At 55.3% G+C, this 18,387-nt stretch carries 15 protein-coding genes; 11 read left to right on the plus strand and 4 right to left on the minus strand.

Translation table 11 applies throughout. The annotated features are described in order from the left end of the window. Window positions 1–66 precede the first annotated feature (66 nt). The 6 genes from rlmD to queE all read left to right on the plus strand — a co-directional run bounded on the left by rlmD (window position 67) and on the right by queE (window position 8,624). Window positions 67–1,383, plus strand: coding sequence for a 23S rRNA (uracil(1939)-C(5))-methyltransferase RlmD (rlmD, locus tag PanJK_RS10040; protein ID WP_265299376.1), 1,317 nt, complete (start codon window positions 67–69; stop codon window positions 1,381–1,383). Between the two features lie 32 nt (window positions 1,384–1,415). Then, entirely contained in the window at window positions 1,416–3,647 is a 2,232-nt protein-coding gene (gene relA, locus PanJK_RS10045; protein WP_256697230.1) for a GTP diphosphokinase, read from the plus strand. A 111-nt stretch (window positions 3,648–3,758) separates the two neighbouring features. Next, the gene (gene mazG / locus PanJK_RS10050; protein WP_265299380.1) at window positions 3,759–4,550 is read left to right on the plus strand and encodes a nucleoside triphosphate pyrophosphohydrolase; all 792 of its coding nucleotides are present in this window, start codon (window positions 3,759–3,761) and stop codon (window positions 4,548–4,550) included. A gap of 241 nt (window positions 4,551–4,791) precedes the next feature. Next, entirely contained in the window at window positions 4,792–6,429 is a 1,638-nt protein-coding gene (pyrG, locus tag PanJK_RS10055) for a glutamine hydrolyzing CTP synthase (RefSeq protein ID WP_007891723.1), read from the plus strand. Between the two features lie 75 nt (window positions 6,430–6,504). Next, window positions 6,505–7,803, plus strand: a complete 1,299-nt coding sequence (gene eno / locus PanJK_RS10060; protein WP_265299384.1) for a phosphopyruvate hydratase — start codon at window positions 6,505–6,507, stop codon at window positions 7,801–7,803. Window positions 7,804–7,952: 149 nt separating this feature from the next. Further along, window positions 7,953–8,624 (plus strand): 7-carboxy-7-deazaguanine synthase QueE, encoded by a 672-nt coding sequence (queE, locus tag PanJK_RS10065; protein WP_256697226.1) that lies wholly within the window; start codon window positions 7,953–7,955, stop codon window positions 8,622–8,624. Between the two features lie 36 nt (window positions 8,625–8,660). On the opposite strand, the gene PanJK_RS10070 is transcribed toward queE, so the two are convergent. Continuing rightward, window positions 8,661–9,257 carry an inorganic diphosphatase gene (locus PanJK_RS10070; RefSeq protein WP_265299386.1) on the minus strand — a complete coding sequence of 199 codons (597 nt, stop codon included), beginning with the start codon at window positions 9,255–9,257 and terminating at the stop codon, window positions 8,661–8,663. Between the two features lie 129 nt (window positions 9,258–9,386). Then, the gene (queD, locus tag PanJK_RS10075; RefSeq protein ID WP_256698444.1) at window positions 9,387–9,749 is read right to left on the minus strand and encodes a 6-carboxytetrahydropterin synthase QueD; all 363 of its coding nucleotides are present in this window, start codon (window positions 9,747–9,749) and stop codon (window positions 9,387–9,389) included. Window positions 9,750–10,042: 293 nt separating this feature from the next. On the opposite strand from queD, the gene cysJ reads away from it, so the two are divergent. The 3 genes from cysJ to PanJK_RS10090 are packed head-to-tail and all read left to right on the plus strand — an operon-like array spanning window position 10,043 to window position 14,300. Further along, window positions 10,043–11,845 carry an NADPH-dependent assimilatory sulfite reductase flavoprotein subunit gene (gene cysJ / locus PanJK_RS10080; protein ID WP_265299388.1) on the plus strand — a complete coding sequence of 601 codons (1,803 nt, stop codon included), beginning with the start codon at window positions 10,043–10,045 and terminating at the stop codon, window positions 11,843–11,845. Continuing rightward, the gene (cysI, locus tag PanJK_RS10085) at window positions 11,845–13,569 is read left to right on the plus strand and encodes an assimilatory sulfite reductase (NADPH) hemoprotein subunit (RefSeq protein ID WP_256697221.1); all 1,725 of its coding nucleotides are present in this window, start codon (window positions 11,845–11,847) and stop codon (window positions 13,567–13,569) included. The genes cysJ and cysI overlap by 1 nt, the downstream gene beginning before the upstream one ends. Continuing rightward, window positions 13,566–14,300 carry a phosphoadenylyl-sulfate reductase gene (locus PanJK_RS10090; RefSeq protein WP_265299391.1) on the plus strand — a complete coding sequence of 245 codons (735 nt, stop codon included), beginning with the start codon at window positions 13,566–13,568 and terminating at the stop codon, window positions 14,298–14,300. Before cysI ends, PanJK_RS10090 begins: the two co-directional genes overlap by 4 nt. A 175-nt stretch (window positions 14,301–14,475) precedes the next feature. Here the strand turns inward: PanJK_RS10090 and PanJK_RS10095 are convergent, their stop codons facing one another. After that, window positions 14,476–14,760 (minus strand): YciI family protein, encoded by a 285-nt coding sequence (locus PanJK_RS10095; RefSeq protein WP_265299393.1) that lies wholly within the window; start codon window positions 14,758–14,760, stop codon window positions 14,476–14,478. 9 nt (window positions 14,761–14,769) lie between these two features. Beyond that, window positions 14,770–15,795, minus strand: coding sequence for an aminopeptidase (locus PanJK_RS10100; RefSeq protein ID WP_265299395.1), 1,026 nt, complete (start codon window positions 15,793–15,795; stop codon window positions 14,770–14,772). A 248-nt stretch (window positions 15,796–16,043) separates the two neighbouring features. Between PanJK_RS10100 and cysG the strand changes: the two genes are divergently transcribed. Continuing rightward, window positions 16,044–17,459: a siroheme synthase CysG gene (gene cysG / locus PanJK_RS10105; RefSeq protein ID WP_256697218.1), complete on the plus strand. Its 1,416-nt coding sequence runs from the start codon at window positions 16,044–16,046 to the stop codon at window positions 17,457–17,459. Window positions 17,460–17,468: 9 nt separating this feature from the next. Beyond that, the gene (gene cysD, locus PanJK_RS10110) at window positions 17,469–18,377 is read left to right on the plus strand and encodes a sulfate adenylyltransferase subunit CysD (RefSeq protein WP_265299398.1); all 909 of its coding nucleotides are present in this window, start codon (window positions 17,469–17,471) and stop codon (window positions 18,375–18,377) included. The last annotated feature ends 10 nt before the right edge of the window (window positions 18,378–18,387 follow it).

Genomic DNA, 18,387 nt, shown 5'->3' on the forward strand with positions numbered 1-18,387 from the left:
ATTTTTTCCCTGTGCGAGCGCATTGAACGGCTGCACACCCAATTAAAGTAGAGATTTCACAATACTATGGCGCAATTTTACTCTGCAAAACAGCGTGTGACGACTAAGGCGCGCATATCCGTCACCATCGAAGACCTCGATCCTTTCGGACAAGGTGTTGCGCGCCATAAAGGCAAGGCGATGTTTGTCAGCGGCGCGTTACCCGGTGAACAGGCCGAAGTGACGGTATTCGAGGATAAAAGCAAGTACGCGCGCGCCAAAGCCAACAAGATCATCAATCCCAGTCCACAGCGGGAAACACCGCGCTGCGTCCATTTCGGTGTGTGCGGCGGCTGCCAGCAGCAGCATGCGTCGGTAGCTTTGCAGCAGGAGAGCAAAGCGCGCGCCTTGAGCCGCATGTTAAGCCGCGAAGCGCCGCTGCCGGTAAAGGTCGATGAGATCATCAGCGGCAACGCGTGGGGCTATCGTCGTCGTGCGCGTTTAGGCTTGCAGTGGCAGCCAAAACAGCAGCGCCTGCAAATGGGTTTCCGCCAGGCCGCCAGCAACGATCTGGCTGAGCTGAAGCAATGCCCGGTTTTGGTGCCCGAACTTGAGGCGTTACTGCAGCCGTTGCACCAGTGTCTCAGCGATTTACAGGCGGTTAAACGGCTGGGCCACGTTGAATTGGTGCTGGCGGACAATGGCCCGCTGATGGTGCTGCGTCATCTTGATGCACTCACTGCAGGCGACCGCGCAAAACTGGAACGTTTTTCGCATGAGCAGCAACTATCGCTCTATCTGGCTGATGGCAGTGAAAGTTTGCAGGCGCTGAATGCGCGTGAACCTTTTTATCATTCGTTGAATTTGCCGCTAACCTTTAGCCCGCAGAATTTTATTCAGGTCAACGATGGCGTGAATCAGCAGATGGTGGCCAAAGCCATCGAATGGCTGGATTTGCAGCCAGAGGATCGTGTGCTGGATTTGTTCTGTGGCATGGGAAACTTTACTTTGCCTCTAGGAAAGTTCGTACAAAATGCTGTAGGTGTGGAGGGCGTTGCAGCATTAGTGCAGCAGGCAGCGTATAATGCAGCCCAGAATAATCTTGAGAATGTTCGCTTCTTCCAGCATAACCTGGAGGAAGATGTATCGCGTCAGCCGTGGGCGACGCAGGGATTTAACAAGGTGTTACTGGATCCAGCGCGTGCTGGGGCCGCGGGCGTGATGACGCATGTGGTTAAACTTGCGCCAGAACGTGTGGTCTATGTTTCCTGTAACCCTACAACGCTGGCGCGTGACAGTCAGACATTGCTGTCAGCGGGCTACCATTTGGAAAGGGTCGCGATGCTGGATATGTTCCCTCATACCAGTCATCTCGAATCCATGGTGCTGTTTAGCAAAGCATAAGCGATGTCCACATCGCTGTGGCAGGAGAGGATATGGTTGCGGTTAGAAGTGCGCATTTAAATACGGCGGGCGAATTTGCCCTCGACCAGTGGATCGCCAGTTTAAGTATTAACAACCCGCAATCCTGTCAACGACTGGCGGATGCGTGGCGCTACTGTGAAGCCGAAACGCACAACCATCCTGATCAAGCTCTGCTGCTGTGGCGCGGTATTGAGATGGTGGAAATTCTCACCATGCTCAGCATGGATATCGACAGCCTACGCGCGGCGCTGCTGTTCCCGCTCGCTAACGCCGATGTGGTGAGCGAAGAGGATCTCGAAAAAGCCTTTGGCAAAGAGATTGTGATGTTGGTGCACGGCGTGCGCGACATGGATGCTATTCGTCAGCTGAAAGCGATTCACAACGATTCGATGGCCTCCGAGCAGGTGGATAACGTGCGCCGCATGCTGCTGGCGATGGTGGAAGATTTCCGCTGCGTGGTCATCAAGCTGGCGGAACGTATCGCCCATCTGCGTGAAATGAAAGACGCGCCAGAAGATGAGCGCGTGCTTGCGGCGAAAGAGAGCACCAATATCTACGCGCCGCTGGCCAACCGCCTGGGTATCGGCCAGCTCAAATGGGAGCTGGAAGATTACTGCTTCCGCTATCTGCATCCCGATGAATACAAACGTATTGCTAAGCTGCTGCACGAACGCCGTATCGATCGCGAAGGCTACATCGAAAGCTTCGTCGCCAACCTGCGCGCCGAGATGCAGAAAGAGGGCGTGCGTGCCGAAGTTTATGGTCGTCCAAAACACATCTACAGCATCTGGCGCAAGATGCAGAAGAAGTCGTTAGCGTTCGATGAGCTGTTTGACGTGCGTGCGGTGCGCATCGTGGCGGAACGCTTGCAAGATTGCTACGGCGCACTCGGTACGGTGCATACGCTGTTTCGCCATCTGCCGAGTGAGTTTGACGACTACGTTGCCAATCCCAAGCCCAACGGCTATCAATCGATTCATACCGTGGTGCTTGGGCCGCAGGGCAAAACGGTGGAAATCCAGATCCGTACGCGCCAGATGCATGAAGATGCCGAGCTGGGCGTCGCCGCACACTGGAAGTACAAAGAAGGTCCAACCTCCAGCAACGCGCGCGGCGCGGCGGGACATGAAGGGCGCATCGCCTGGCTGCGTAAGCTGATTAGCTGGCAGGAAGAGATGGCTGATTCCGGCGAGATGCTGGAAGAGGTGCGCAGCCAGGTATTCGACGATCGCGTGTATGTGTTTACCCCGAAAGGTGACGTGGTCGATCTGCCGGCGGGATCAACGCCGCTCGACTTTGCCTATCACATTCACAGCGATATCGGTCACCGCTGCATTGGCGCTAAAATCAGTGGGCGCATCGTGCCGTTTACCTATCAGTTGCAGATGGGCGATCAGATTGAGGTGATCACCCAGAAGCAGCCGAATCCAAGCCGCGACTGGCTGAACCCGAACCTCGGCTATATCACCACCAGCCGCGGACGTTCGAAAATTCACGCCTGGTTCCGTAAGCAGGATCGCGACAAAAATATTATCGCTGGCCGTCAGATCCTCGAAAACGAGCTGAATCAGATGGATATCAGCATGCGCGAAGCGGAGAAACTGCTGCTGCCGCGCTATAACGTCAGTTCGCAGGATGAGTTGCTGGCGATGATTGGCGGCGGCGATATTCGCCTCAATCAGATGGTGAATTTCCTGCAAGGCAAGCTCAACAAGCCGAGCGCCGAAGAGGAAGATCGCGAGGCGCTGCGCCTGCTGACGCAAAAGTCACATGCACCGTCGGCGCGTAAAGAGAGCGGTCGCGTGGTGGTGGAAGGCGTGGGCAATCTGCTGCACCATATCGCCCGCTGCTGCCAGCCGATTCCTGGCGACGATATCGTGGGCTTTATCACCCAGGGACGTGGCATCTCAATTCACCGTGCCGACTGCGACCAGTTAACCGAGCTGATTTCGCACGCACCGGAACGCATCGTTGATGCGGTGTGGGGCGAAGATTACTCCAGCGGTTACTCGCTGGTGGTGCGCGTCACCGCCAACGATCGTAGCGGTTTGCTGCGCGATATCACCACCATTCTGGCTAACGAAAAGGTCAACGTGCTCGGCGTCTCCAGCCGCAGCGACACCAAAAAACAGCTGGCGACCATTGATATGGATATTGAGATCTATAACCAGCAAGTGCTTGGCCGCGTGCTGGCACGCCTTAATCAGGTGCCGGATATTATCGACGCGCGCCGTTTGCATTAGTAAGTGCTGGCTGTTCCCCCATCCCGGCCTTCCCCCGTTCACGGGGGAAGGAGACGCTGCCATATGCGACATCGGCGCATTCTCTCCCTAAATTTCCCCAAGGATCTAATCATGACGCCCTTAAACCGCCTGCTCACCATCATGCAAATCTTGCGCGACCCGGAGCGCGGCTGCCCGTGGGATCGTCAGCAAACCTTCGCCTCGATCGCGCCTTATACGCTGGAAGAAACCTACGAAGTGATCGATGCCATTCAGCGCGAAGATTTTGCCGATCTGCGCGGTGAACTTGGCGATCTGCTGTTTCAGGTGGTGTTTTACGCACAGATGGCCGATGAGCAGAAGCGCTTTAACTTTGACGACGTCTGCAACGCCATCAGCGACAAACTTGAGCGCCGTCATCCACACATTTTTGGTGATGTTCAGGCCGAAACCAGCGAAGAAGTGCTGCAAAACTGGGAAGCGATCAAACACAGCGAGCGCGCGGAAAAATCGCAGCACTCTGCGTTAGATGACATCCCTAAAGCGCTGCCGGCATTGATGCGCGCGCACAAAATTCAGAAGCGTTGCAGCACGGTGGGCTTCGACTGGAATAATCTCGGTCCGGTGCTGGATAAAGTGCATGAAGAGATCGACGAAGTGATGCACGAAGCGCAGCAAGCGGTGGTGGATAACGACAAGCTGGAAGAGGAGATCGGTGATTTACTGTTCGCTACCGTCAATTTATCACGCCATTTAGGCAGCAAAGCGGAAGTCGCGTTGCAGAAAGCCAACGATAAGTTTGAGCGCCGCTTCCGTCAGGTTGAAGCCATTATCGCCTCACAAGGTTTAGCGATGAGCGATGCCACCCTGGATCAAATGGAAGCCGCCTGGCAGCAGGTGAAATTGTTGGAGAACAAGCAGTAAGCGAATCTGGCGATTATTCCAGCACTGCGCATAAATTCGCCGCTTGAGCTTACTCGATTCAGCCTTGCGGTGACTTTGTGACGTACATCAACATTTCGCACCATGCTATCCGCTATGTTACCGGCTTACCTGTGGAGGACGATGGTGTGATTCATCAATTGTGGCTTAAGACGACTTCAAGTATACTATTTTCCCGTCTTGGTTATTCCACCGTCTTTAAACCTAAACTCTCAGGTTCAGCATGACAACGAATTATATTTTTGTGACCGGCGGGGTCGTTTCCTCTCTGGGCAAAGGCATTGCCGCAGCCTCCCTCGCAGCTATCCTTGAAGCACGTGGTCTGAATGTGACCATCATGAAACTCGATCCGTACATCAACGTCGATCCGGGTACCATGAGCCCAACGCAGCACGGTGAAGTATTTGTTACCGATGATGGGGCCGAAACCGATCTGGATTTAGGTCACTACGAGCGCTTCATCCGCACTAAAATGTCGCGCCGCAACAACTTTACTACCGGTCGTATCTACTCAGAAGTGCTGCGCAAAGAGCGTCGCGGTGACTATCTGGGCGCTACGATTCAGGTTATCCCGCACATCACCAACGCCATCAAAGAACGCATCATTGAAGGCGGCGAAGGTCATGACGTCGTTCTGGTTGAGATCGGCGGTACCGTGGGTGATATCGAATCTCTGCCGTTCCTCGAAGCGATTCGCCAGATGGCGGTCGATGTCGGTCGTGAACACACCATGTATATGCACCTGACGCTGGTGCCGTATATGGCGGCCGCAGGCGAAGTGAAAACCAAGCCAACCCAGCATTCAGTGAAAGAGCTGCTGTCGATCGGGATTCAGCCAGACGTGCTGATCTGCCGTTCTGACCGCGCTGTGCCGGCGAACGAGCGCGCTAAAATCGCGCTGTTCTGTAACGTGCCAGAAAAAGCGGTTATTTCCCTGAAAGATGTGGATTCCATTTATAAGATTCCAGGCATGCTGAAATCGCAAGGTCTGGATGATTACATCTGCAAGCGTTTCAATCTGAACGCGCCGGAAGCGAACCTGGCCGAATGGGAGCAGGTGATTTACGAAGAAGCCAATCCGGGCGGCGAAGTGACCATCGGTATGGTCGGCAAATATGTCGAACTGCCGGATGCGTACAAATCAGTGATTGAAGCGTTGAAACACGGCGGCCTGAAAAATCGCGTTACCGTGAACATCAAACTGATCGACTCGCAGGATGTTGAAACGCGCGGTGTCGAATTACTGAAAGATCTGGATGCTATTCTGATCCCTGGCGGCTTCGGCTACCGCGGTGTGGAAGGCAAAATGATGACGGCGCAATACGCCCGTGAGAACAACGTGCCTTACCTGGGGATTTGCCTTGGCATGCAGGTTGCGCTGATGGAATTTGCCCGCAACGTTGCCGGTATGGAAGGCGCGAACTCTACGGAATTTGTGCCAGACTGTAAGTATCCGGTGGTTGCGCTTATCACCGAATGGCGTGACGAAGAGGGCAACGTTGAGCAGCGTACTGAGCAGAGCGATCTGGGCGGCACCATGCGTCTGGGCAGCCAGCAGTGCCAGTTGACGCCGGAAAGCAAAGTGCGTCAGTTGTACGGTTCTGAAATCATTACCGAGCGCCACCGTCATCGTTACGAAGTAAACAATATGTTGCTGAAGCCGATTGAAGCGGCGGGTCTGCATATTGCCGGTCGTTCTGGCGACGATCAGCTGGTTGAGATCATTGAGATCCCGAACCACCCGTGGTTTGTTGCCTGTCAGTTCCACCCGGAATTCACGTCGACCCCACGCGATGGTCATCCGCTGTTCGCTGGCTTTGTGAAAGCCGCGCAGGAACACCAGAAGCGTTTAGCGAAGTAAGTTTCACGAACAACGCGCGAACTTTTCGCGCGTTGTTTGTCTTAGGATTGACTAACTTGTACTGAGGAAAATCGAATGTCCAAAATCGTAAAAGTCATCGGTCGCGAAATCATCGACTCCCGTGGCAACCCAACTGTAGAAGCAGAAGTGCATCTGGAAGGCGGTTTCGTTGGTCTGGCTGCTGCGCCATCAGGTGCATCAACCGGTTCTCGCGAAGCACTGGAGCTGCGTGACGGTGACAAATCTCGTTTCCTGGGCAAAGGCGTAACCAAAGCGGTTGCGGCTGTTAACGGTCCAATCGCTAACGCGGTAACCGGTAAAGATGCCAAAGACCAGGCGAACATCGATAAGATCATGATCGAGCTGGACGGTACTGAGAACAAATCTAACTTCGGTGCTAACGCCATTCTGGCGGTTTCACTGGCTGCTGCGAAAGCTGCTGCTGCCTCTAAAGGCCTGCCGCTGTACGCTCACATCGCTGAACTGAACGGCACCCCAGGCAAATACTCTATGCCACTGCCAATGATGAACATCATCAACGGTGGTGAGCACGCCGACAACAACGTCGATATCCAGGAATTCATGATTCAGCCAGTTGGCGCGCCAACCCTGAAAGAAGCGATTCGCATGGGTTCTGAAGTCTTCCATCACCTGGCGAAAGTGCTGAAGTCGAAAGGCATGAGCACCGCTGTTGGCGACGAAGGTGGCTACGCGCCAAACCTGGGTTCTAACGCCGAAGCGCTGGCTGTTATCGCTGAAGCGGTAAAAGCAGCAGGCTACGAGCTGGGCAAAGACATCACCCTGGCGATGGACTGCGCAGCATCTGAATTCTACAAAGACGGCAAATATGTGCTGGCTGGCGAAGGCAACAAAGCCTTCACTTCAGAAGAGTTCACGCACTTCCTGGAAGATCTGGCTAATCAGTATCCAATCGTTTCTATCGAAGATGGTCTGGACGAATCTGACTGGACTGGTTTCGCCTACCAGACCAAAGTGCTGGGCGACAAACTCCAGCTGGTAGGTGACGACCTGTTCGTAACCAACACCAAGATCCTGAAAGAAGGTATCGATAAAGGCATCGCTAACTCCATCCTGATCAAATTCAACCAGATCGGTTCACTGACCGAAACTCTGGCTGCAATCAAGATGGCGAAAGATGCGGGTTACACTGCGGTGATTTCACACCGTTCAGGTGAAACCGAAGATGCAACCATCGCTGACCTGGCGGTAGGTACTGCAGCTGGCCAGATCAAAACCGGTTCTATGAGCCGTTCTGACCGTGTTGCTAAGTACAACCAGCTGATTCGTATCGAAGAAGCGCTGGGCAGCAAAGCACCGTTCAACGGTCTGAAAGAAGTTAAAGGCCAGGCGTAATCGCCTGAGTATGCTGCCTGCGGGCGGCATCGTCTGAATAGAGCCCCGCCTTGTGCGGGGCTTTTGCTTTTATTTGGCACGAAGCAGCTGTTACTCAGCGCGCAAGATCTGCCATAATCTGCGCCTCAAATTTTAGACGTGAGTGAAAAATGTTCTACCCGATTAACGAAATGTTCCAGACGCTGCAGGGCGAAGGTTTTTACACCGGTGTTCCGGCGCTGTTCATCCGCTTACAAGGATGTCCGGTGGGCTGTAGCTGGTGTGATACCAAACATACCTGGGAAAAGCGGGCGGATCGGGAGACCTCGCTCGGCGATATTCTGGTTAAAACCGTGGAAAGCGATGCGTGGGGCAGCGCCGATGCGGCGATGCTGATCGACACCATTCAACGTCAGGGTTGGACCGCACGTCATGTGGTGATTACCGGCGGCGAACCTGCGATTTTTGATCTGCGCCCTTTGACGGAACAACTAGAAGCGGCGGGATTTGCCTGCCAGATCGAAACCAGCGGCACGCATGACGTGCAGTGTTCTGACGCGACCTGGGTGACAGTTTCACCCAAGGTGAACATGCGCGGTGGCTACGACGTATTGCCGCAGGCATTGCAGCGCGCAGATGAAATCAAGCATCCGGTGGCGCGTGAGCGTGATGTGGAAGCGTTAGATGAATTGCTGGCGGGATTGCACGACGAGAAAAAGCGCATTGTGGCGCTGCAACCGATCAGTCGCGGCGATGCGGCCACCAAGCTCTGTATTGAAACCTGTATCGCCCGCAACTGGCGGCTTTCGATGCAGACGCACAAATATTTGAATATCGCCTAAATTGTAGGGTCGCCATTCATGGCGACCGCAAACTTACTATTTCGCTTTGTACGCATCAAACGCCTGTTTGATTTCAGTTTTGGCTTTCGCCGCATCTTCAAAACCATTTAGCTCAACTTTCTTCCGACCATCCGGCAATTGCTTATACACGCGGAAGAATGACTGCAAACGCTCTTGCTCGATCTTCGGCAGGTCGCTCATCTCTTTAATTTCGTCATAGGTCGGGTCGATTTTGCTGGTTGGCACGGCGACGATTTTGTCGTCCTTTTCGCCGCCATCAATCATTTTCAGCACGCCAATCGGACGGAGTTTGATCAGTGTGCCTGGTTGTAGCGGCGCGCGGGTATAGAAAATCACATCCAGCGGATCGCCATCTCCCGCCAGCGACTGCGTCAGCGAGCCATAGTTTGCAGGATAGGCAACCGGCATTGACTGGAAACGGTCGGCAAAAATAAAGCCGGTTTTGGCGTCGGTTTCATATTTGATCATGCCGCCCGCTGGAATTTCGGTTACGGCAAAGAACTCATCCGGCACTTTATCCGGTTGCGGAAAATCGAGAATATTTTGCGCCTGAACGGCGGCAGAGGCGGAAACAAAAACTGCAATCAGGGAAAGGCGTTTTACCAGATTCATTGTTGATTCTCTTGATCTTTAATGAAGGAGACAACAACTTAGAGGCGGCAGATGACAGTGGGATGAAAGGTAAGTAAAGAAGCGTACAGCAGGAAAGTCAGGCTGCACTGGCGCAGCCCGAAAACACAATTAACCTTTGTAAACGCAGCCGGCGGTGCAGGTCTCTTTAATCATCACCGCGCTCAATTCTGGCAGAATCGGCTTCATCTGATCCCAAATCCATTTCGCCAGCACTTCACTGGTCGGGTTTTCTAAACCCGGGATGTCATTCAGATAGTGATGATCGAGGCGTTCATACAGTGGCTTAAACTTCGCCTTCAGTTCGGCAAAATCCATTACCCAACCGGTATGCGCATCCACTTCGCCGGTAATTTCTAATCGCACCAGGAACGAATGGCCGTGCAAACGCCCACATTTGTGGCCTTCCGGCACGTGAGGTAAGCGGTGGGCAGATTCGAACTGGAACTCTTTAAATAACGTGGTAGACATAATGGCTCTCAGACTTAAAAACCGCTGAAGTCTACCTGAATTGCAGATTTTTCGCACCCGCTGGCAACGAAAAGGGCATTTTGCGCCTTCTCAACGCCAAACGTCTAATTAACTCTTTGAATCATATCGCCTTCATTTACCACTTTTGCTGGTTAACTTTACCCGAAAAACCACTTAGTCATTTTGGTTATTTAATATGTCGAAGGCGTATTTAATCGTTAATATACAGCCCGGTAACCTACGCATTCTTTCGCAACATATTGATCCGGACTTCTGACACTGGAATTTTTAACGCAATGACGACTCAGGCACCAGGTTCACTGCTTCCGTTATCACCGGAGCAACTCGCGCGCTTACAGGCGGCGACCACGGATTTCAACACCACTCAGATGGCCTGGCTCTCCGGCTACTTCTGGGGCATGGTCAATCAGACGCCGGGTGCGGTTGCCGCGCCAGCGCCGGTTCAGGCAGAAACCCCGACCATTACGCTGATCTCCGCCTCGCAGACCGGTAACGCGCGTCGCCTGGCTGAACAGCTGCGTGATGACCTGCTGGCCGCCAAGCTGAGCGTCAATCTGGTTAACGCCGGCGATTACAAATTCAAGCAGATCGGTCAGGAAAAGCTGCTGGTGGTGGTGACCTCCACGCAAGGCGAGGGCGAGCCGCCGGAAGAAGCTGTGGCGCTGCACAAGTTCCTGCTGTCGAAGAAAGCGCCGAAGTTTGAAGGCACCGCGTTTGCGGTGTTCGGTCTTGGCGATACCTCTTATGAGTTTTTCAGCAAAGCCGGTAAAGACCTTGATGAGCGTCTGGCTGAGCTGGGGGCAGAACGTCTGCTGGATCGTGTGGATGCCGATGTTGAATACAAAGATCAGGCGAACGCGTGGCGTCAGCAGATCACTGAGATTCTGAAAGCGCGTGTGCCGAGCCAATCGCCAGCGCAGGCCGCCGTTACGGCGGCGGGCAGCGTTAATCTGGTCGACAGCAGTCCGTATACCAAAGAAGAGCCGCTGGTGGCCAGCTTTGCGGCTAACCAGAAGATCACCGGGCGCGATTCGGATAAAGATGTACGCCACATCGAGATCGACCTCGGCGATTCAGGCTTGCGCTACCAGCCGGGCGATGCGCTGGGCGTGTGGTTTGAAAACGATGACGCGTTGGTGCAGGAACTGCTGCAGCTGGTGTGGTTAAAAGGTGATGAGCCGGTAGAGGTGCAGGGCAAAAATCTGCCGCTGGCCGAAGCGCTGAAAACGCATTTCGAGCTGACGGTCAACACGCCACAAATCGTTGAGCAGTATGCGGGGCTGTCCCGCAATGATGCGCTGTTGGCGCTGGCCGGTGACAAGCCGAAGCTGCAGAGCTATGCGCAGAGCTTCCCGATTGTCGATATGGTGCGTCAGGCACCGACAGAACTGAATGCCGAACAATTAACTGGCCTGCTGCGCCCGCTGACGCCGCGCCTGTACTCCATCGCCTCATCACAGGCGGAGAACGAAACCGAAGTGCACATCACCGTGGGTGCGGTGCGCTTTGAAATCGACGGTCGCCAGCGCGGGGGCGGCGCCTCAACCTGGTTAGCGGATCGTATCGAAGAGGATGGCGAAATCCGCGTCTTCATCGAGCACAACGATAACTTCCGCTTACCGGCTAATCCGGAAACGCCAGTGATCATGATTGGTCCGGGCACCGGCATCGCGCCGTTCCGCTCCTTTATGCAGCAGCGTGACAACGATGGCGCAGGCGGCAAAAACTGGCTGTTCTTCGGCAACCCGCACTTCACCGATGATTTCCTCTATCAGGTGGAGTGGCAGAAGTACGTCAAAGATGGCTTGCTGACCCATATCGATCTGGCATGGTCACGCGATCAGGCCGAGAAAGTTTACGTACAAGATAAAATCCGCGCCAAAGGTGCGGAGGTGTGGAGCTGGCTACAGGAAGGCGCGCACCTTTACGTCTGCGGCGACGCCAATCGTATGGCGAAAGACGTTGAGCAGGCATTACTGGATGTGGTAGTCGAACACGGCGGCATGGATCGTGAAACGGCTGACGAATTTTTAAGTGAGCTGCGCATTGAGCGCCGTTATCAGCGAGACGTTTACTAATGAGCGAAAAACATCCTGGACCGCTGGTCGTTGAAGGCAAGCTGGTCGACGCTGAGCGTCTGAAAAAACAGAGCAACTACCTGCGCGGCACCATCCTCGACGATCTCGACGATGGTCTGACCGGCGGCTTCACCGGCGACAACTTCCTGCTGATCCGTTTCCACGGCATGTACCAGCAGGATGACCGCGATATTCGTGCCGAGCGAGCTGCGCAGAAACTCGAACCGCGTCACGCCATGATGCTGCGCTGCCGTCTGCCGGGCGGCATCATCACGCCAACGCAGTGGCTGGCGATTGATAAGTTCGCCACCGATAAAACCATTTACGGCAGCATCCGTTTGACTAACCGTCAGACTTTCCAGTTTCACGGCATTCTGAAGAAGAACGTGAAGCCGACACACCAGATGCTGCACGAAGTCGGGCTGGATGCGCTGGCGACCGCCAACGACGTGAACCGTAACGTGCTGTGTACCTCGAATCCGGTGGAATCAGAGCTGCATCAGGAAGCATATGAGTGGGCGAAAAAGCTGTCAGAACATCTGCTGCCGCAAACCCGCGCTTACGCTGAAATCTGGTGGGACAAAGAGAAGGTCGCGACCACCGATAAAGAGCCGATTCTTGGCGAAACCTATCTGCCGCGTAAATTCAAAACCACGGTTGTGGTGCCGCCGCATAACGATGTCGATCTGCACGCCAATGACCTGAACTTCATCGCCATCGCCGAGAAGGGCAAGCTGATTGGCTTTAACCTGCTGGTTGGCGGTGGTTTGTCGATTGATCATGGTAACAAAGCGACCTACGCGCGCACCGCGAGCGAATTCGGCTTCCTGCCGGTTGAGAAGATCCTCGACGTGGCGGCTGCGGTGGTCACCACGCAGCGCGATTGGGGTAACCGTACCGATCGTAAAAATGCTAAGACCAAGTACACGCTGGAACGCGTCGGTGTAGAGACTTTCAAAGCGGAAGTGGAAAAGCGTGCCGGTCTGACCTTCGAACCGATTCGTCCGTATGCGTTCACTTCGCGCGGCGACCGTATTGGCTGGGTGAAAGGCATCGATGAGAAATGGCACCTGACGCTGTTCATCGAGAACGGCCGTTTGCTGGATTATCCTGGCCGTCCGCTGAAACGCGGCATTGCTGAAATTGCGAAAGTGCATCAGGGCGATTTCCGCCTGACCGCCAACCAGAACCTGATTGTGGCTGGCGTGCCGGAGAAGCAAAAAGCGCAGATCGAAGCCATCGCCCGTGAACACGGTTTGATGGAAGCGGTCACGCCGCAGCGTGAGAACTCCATGGCGTGTGTGGCGTTCCCGACCTGTCCGCTGGCGATGGCCGAAGCCGAGCGCTTCCTGCCGTCGTTCGTCACCAAAGTGGAAGAGATCATGCACAAGCACGGCGTCGGCGAAGAGCACATAGTGTTACGCGTTACCGGTTGCCCAAATGGTTGTGGCCGTGCTTTGCTGGCGGAGTTGGGTCTGGTGGGCAAAGCGCCGGGCCGTTACAACTTACATATTGGCGGCAACCGCGAAGGTACGCGCATCCCACGCATGTACCGCGAGAACATCAACGAAGGCGAAATCCTTGCCAGCATCGATGAGCTAGTGGCGCGCTGGGCAACCGAGCGTCAGGCCGATGAAGGCTTTGGCGACTTCGTGATTCGCACCGGCATCATTAAAGCCGTGGTTGATCCCGCCCGTGATTTCTGGGACTCGGAGGCAGTATGACGGTACTCGATCTCGCAGCACTGAATGGTTCATCAAAAGTTGACCGCATTATGGCGCTGGCTGAAAGCAACGTACAGTTGGAGAAACGCTCGGCAGAAGAGCGCGTCAGCTGGGCGCTGGAAAATCTGCCAGGCGCATTTGTGCTGTCATCCAGCTTTGGTATTCAGGCGGCGGTTTTGCTGCATATGGTGACGCAGCAGAAGCCGGACATTCCGGTGATCCTGACCGATACCGGTTATCTGTTCCCGGAAACCTATCGCTTCATTGATGAGCTGACCGACAAGCTCAATCTTAACCTGCAGATCTTCCGTGCTGAGACGTCAGCGGCCTGGCAGGAAGCACGTTACGGCAAACTGTGGGAGCAGGGCGTCGAAGGGATTGAGCAGTACAACCAGATCAACAAAGTGGAACCGATGAACCGCGCGCTGGAAACGCTGGGCGCGCAAACCTGGTTTGCTGGTCTGCGCCGCGATCAATCTGGCAGTCGCGCCAGCTTGCCGGTGCTGGCGGTGCAGCGCGGCGTGTTCAAGATTCTGCCGATCATTGACTGGGATAACCGTCAGGTGCATCAATATCTGACCAAACACGGATTGAAATACCATCCGCTGTGGGATGAAGGTTATCTGTCAGTGGGCGATACGCATACCACCAAAAAGTGGGAGCCGGGCATGGCAGAAGAAGAGACACGCTTCTTCGGCCTGAAGCGCGAATGCGGGTTGCATGAGGGTTAAGTGGTAAGTGCTGGCTGTACCCCATCCTTAATTTGTGCTTGCTGTCCCCCTCCTCGGTCCTCCCCCATAAATGGGGGAGGAAGATGCTGCAATATGTGAGTTCTGAAGGTGCATGTGGCAACATCTCCTTCCCCCGTTTACGGGGGAAGGCCGGGATGGGGGACTACCAGCACAATCAAATCCCTTTTAACACCGCAAACTCTTCCGCCGCACGCGTCACATTCACTTTCGTCACTTCGTAATGCGCCACTGCCACAAACGGATCTTCCGCCAGAATGGTGTCCAGCCGCGCACGATCAATATCCTTCACCAGCAGCACGCCGCTGGTGCGCGGATCTTTACGTCCCGCCGCAATAAATACGCCGCTGTCAAAGTAGCGGTTAAGCCACGCAACATGTGGGTCGAGTAACGCTTCCACTTCTTCTACCGGACGAAAATAGTTCAGATATACCACGTACATAGTGAATCCTCAGGTTGTCGGATTAGCGAGCTCGGTTAGCAGCGGCAGCAGAATCTTCACGCTGTCACGCGTGCGTTGCGTGATGCGGCCTGGCAGCCAGTGATCGAGATAGTTGAGGTTATCGCGCTCGGTTTGATGGCGCACGTTGCCTGCCGGGAAGTGGCTGGAGCGCGCGCGCTGTTGCTGCCCATCTTTGTTGCCCAGCGCCCAGTTGGCGGCGGTGACATCCAGCAATGGCATGCCAGCTTTATCGAACGGATTGACGCCGGGATAATCGCGTGCGGTCATCGCGTGGCTGGCGGCGGAGATGCCGTAACGCTGCGCCAGCTGCACGGCGCGCACGCTGGTCTGCTTGCGTACCGCCGATGGCGTATTGATACCGCTATTAAAATAGAGATGATCGCCAACGATCAGGCTATTCAGATCGATCACCAACAGCGTGTTCTTCTTTTCCTGCACGCTCATGCGCGCCAGATAATCATCCATGCCGTGCAAACCGGCTTCACCGGCGCTCAGCGCCACGAAGCGCACGCCGTAGTGCAGCGGCGTCTTGCTGAGCGCCTGTGCCAACTCCAGCATCACGCCCAGCCCGGAGGCATTGTCGTCCACGCCCTGCAAACGCAGGCCGCCGAGATTGTTATCCGCTTCATGGCGGCTGAGCGGTGTCCAGGTATCCAGATGCGTAACGATCAGAATCTCCTGCGGCACTTCACCGGCACGCGCGGCAATCACCGAGGTGGCCGTGACTTTGTGCGTGCGGCTCTCGCCCTTTTTCTCCAGCCAGTTATAGCTGGTTTTGAACTGGCGGGTATTACTCTGATATCCCAGCTGGCTGAACTGCTGCTGCAGATAATCGGCAGTCAGCAACTCGGCTGGACTGCCGCTCATGCGGCCGGGGAAATAGGTGGCGATATGGCGTAACTGCTGTTCGGCAAAATGCCCCGGCGCGGTGGAAGTGCTCGCAGCCTGAGCCAAGAAAGGCAAACCGCCCGCAAGCAGTGCTGCCAGCACGCAGCGGCGGAGAGTGGCAAACATAGTGATAGTCCTTTTCTGACATCCAGTGATGCTAAAAAAATTCCGGGATAGTATGAAACTGTGACGACGCTTGCACAATTTGATTTGCTCCGAAACACCAGCAATATCATTTGTTAAGCACAAAATGTTATCAGCAATCCTGGGTCGTTATTCCATTCGGTAACTACTCATTCCAATTCGTAATTTCATCTGTCCAAAGGGCGGGACGTATAGTCGCGTTAACTTATTGTAAAACTAGCAAGGTTAACGTGGATTATCTGCCTCTCTTTGCCGATCTCAAAAGCCGTCCGGTGCTGGTTGTCGGCGGTGGCGAAATCGCTGCGCGCAAAATAGAACTGCTGCGGCGTGCCGGCGCGCGCGTGCTGGTCGCCGCGCGCGAACTCGGTCATGAGCTGCAGGCGCTGCTGGAAATTGAGGCGATTGAATGGATCGCCCACAGCTTCGATCCGGCTCAGCTGGATGGCGTGTTCCTTGTGATTGCCGCTACCGATGACAACGCGCTCAACGCGCAGGTGTTTGATGCCGCCAACGCGCGCCACAAGTTGGTGAACGTGGTGGACGATCAGCCGAAATGCAGCTTTATCTTCCCGTCGATTGTTGATCGTTCACCGTTGGTGGTGGCGATCTCCTCCAGCGGTACCGCGCCGGTGTTAGCGCGCTTGCTGCGTGAAAAAATTGAAGCTTTACTGCCGGCCAATCTCGGACAGATGGCGGAAGTGGCCGGGCAGTGGCGCGACAAGGTTAAACAGCGCTATCACCGCATGTCTGAACGGCGTCGTTTCTGGGAACGCGCTTTTAATGGTCGGTTCGCCAGCCAAATGGCGGCGGGCAACGTCAATGAAGCGCGCCGTACGCTGGATCACGAGCTGGAAAACGATAACGACAATCAGGGTGAAATCACGCTGGTAGGCGCCGGTCCGGGCGACAGCGGTTTGCTGACGCTGCGTGGCTTGCAGGTGATGCAGCTGGCCGATGTGGTGTTGTATGACCATCTGGTCAGCGACGAAGTGCTTGAGCTGGTGCGCCGTGATGCCGACCGCATCTGCGTCGGTAAACGCGCCGGTGCGCATTCGGTGCCGCAGGAAGAGACCAATCAGATGCTGGTGACGCTGGCTAAACAGGGCAAACGCGTGGTGCGGCTAAAAGGCGGCGATCCGTTTATCTTTGGCCGCGGTGGCGAAGAGTTGCAGGCGGCGCAGGCCGCGGGCATTCCGTTCCAGGTGGTGCCGGGCATCACCGCAGCGGCAGGCGCAACCGCCTATGCCGGTATTCCGCTGACCCATCGCGACCACGCGCAGAGCGTGCTGTTTATTACCGGTCACTGCCGCGCTGATGGTGACGGCATTGATTGGCCGTCGCTGGCGCGCGCACGTCAAACCTTAGCGATTTACATGGGCACGGTGAAAGCGGCGGAAATCGCTGCCGGGCTTATCGAACATGGCCGCGCGGCCTCCACACCGGTGGCGGTGATTGGGCGCGGTACGCGTCAGGATCAGCAGGTGCTGACCGGAACCTTAGAACAACTGGAAGCGCTGGCAGCCGCCGCGCCCACGCCAGCACTGTTAGTGATTGGCGAAGTCGTAAATTTGCACGGGCAATTGGCCTGGTTCCAACATTCGGCACAGCAGGGGGCTCGCGAGTCCGCCGTTGTCAATTTGGCTTGAGGAAAAATTATGGACCAAAATCGACTTACTCATCTGCGCCAGCTGGAGGCAGAGAGTATCCATATCATCCGCGAGGTGGCGGCCGAGTTCGGCAATCCGGTGATGATGTACTCCATCGGTAAAGACTCATCGGTCATGCTACATCTGGCGCGCAAAGCCTTCTATCCGGGCACGCTGCCGTTTCCGCTGCTGCATGTTGATACCGGCTGGAAATTCCGTGAAATGTACGAGTTCCGCGATCGCACCGTGAAAGCGATGGGCGCGGAGCTGCTGGTGCATCGCAACCCGGAAGGCGTGGCGATGGGCATCAACCCGTTCGTCCACGGCAGCGCCAAACACACCGACATCATGAAAACCGAAGGCCTGAAGCAGGCGCTGAACAAATACGGTTTTGATGCGGCATTTGGCGGCGCACGTCGTGATGAAGAAAAGTCGCGCGCGAAAGAGCGTATCTACTCCTTCCGCGATCGCTTCCACCGCTGGGACCCGAAGAATCAGCGTCCTGAGCTGTGGCACAATTACAACGGCCAGATTAACAAAGGCGAAAGCATCCGCGTGTTCCCGCTCTCCAACTGGACCGAGCTGGATATCTGGCAGTACATCTTCCTCGAGAATATCGAGATCGTGCCGCTGTATCTCGCCGCGCCGCGTCCGGTGCTGGAGCGTGATGGCATGCTGATGATGATCGATGATGACCGTATCGATCTGCAGCCAGGCGAAGTGATCAAGCAGCGCATGGTGCGTTTCCGTACCCTTGGCTGCTGGCCGCTGACCGGCGCGGTGGAATCAGAGGCGCAGACGCTGCCGGAAATTATTGAAGAGATGCTGGTCTCCACCACCAGTGAACGCCAGGGCCGCGTGATTGACCGCGACCAGGCTGGTTCGATGGAAATGAAGAAACGTCAGGGTTATTTCTAAGGAGACGCAG

This window comes from Pantoea sp. JK, from assembly GCF_026130245.1.
In the GTDB taxonomy this organism is placed as follows: domain Bacteria; phylum Pseudomonadota; class Gammaproteobacteria; order Enterobacterales; family Enterobacteriaceae; genus Pantoea; species Pantoea trifolii.

Excerpts from the sequence above, each read along its gene's own strand:
- mazG (WP_265299380.1), top strand. The coding sequence starts at position 3,759 with ATGACGCCCTTAAACCGCCTGCTCACCATCATGCAAATCTTGCGCGAC.
- relA (WP_256697230.1), top strand. The coding sequence starts at position 1,416 with ATGGTTGCGGTTAGAAGTGCGCATTTAAATACGGCGGGCGAATTTGCC.
- cysI (WP_256697221.1), top strand. The coding sequence starts at position 11,845 with ATGAGCGAAAAACATCCTGGACCGCTGGTCGTTGAAGGCAAGCTGGTC.
- rlmD (WP_265299376.1), top strand. The coding sequence starts at position 67 with ATGGCGCAATTTTACTCTGCAAAACAGCGTGTGACGACTAAGGCGCGC.
- queE (WP_256697226.1), top strand. The coding sequence starts at position 7,953 with ATGTTCTACCCGATTAACGAAATGTTCCAGACGCTGCAGGGCGAAGGT.
- cysJ (WP_265299388.1), top strand. The coding sequence starts at position 10,043 with ATGACGACTCAGGCACCAGGTTCACTGCTTCCGTTATCACCGGAGCAA.
- cysD (WP_265299398.1), top strand. The coding sequence starts at position 17,469 with ATGGACCAAAATCGACTTACTCATCTGCGCCAGCTGGAGGCAGAGAGT.
- pyrG (WP_007891723.1), top strand. The coding sequence starts at position 4,792 with ATGACAACGAATTATATTTTTGTGACCGGCGGGGTCGTTTCCTCTCTG.
- PanJK_RS10090 (WP_265299391.1), top strand. The coding sequence starts at position 13,566 with ATGACGGTACTCGATCTCGCAGCACTGAATGGTTCATCAAAAGTTGAC.
- PanJK_RS10100 (WP_265299395.1), bottom strand. The coding sequence starts at position 15,795 with ATGTTTGCCACTCTCCGCCGCTGCGTGCTGGCAGCACTGCTTGCGGGC.
- PanJK_RS10070 (WP_265299386.1), bottom strand. The coding sequence starts at position 9,257 with ATGAATCTGGTAAAACGCCTTTCCCTGATTGCAGTTTTTGTTTCCGCC.
- PanJK_RS10095 (WP_265299393.1), bottom strand. The coding sequence starts at position 14,760 with ATGTACGTGGTATATCTGAACTATTTTCGTCCGGTAGAAGAAGTGGAA.
- eno (WP_265299384.1), top strand. The coding sequence starts at position 6,505 with ATGTCCAAAATCGTAAAAGTCATCGGTCGCGAAATCATCGACTCCCGT.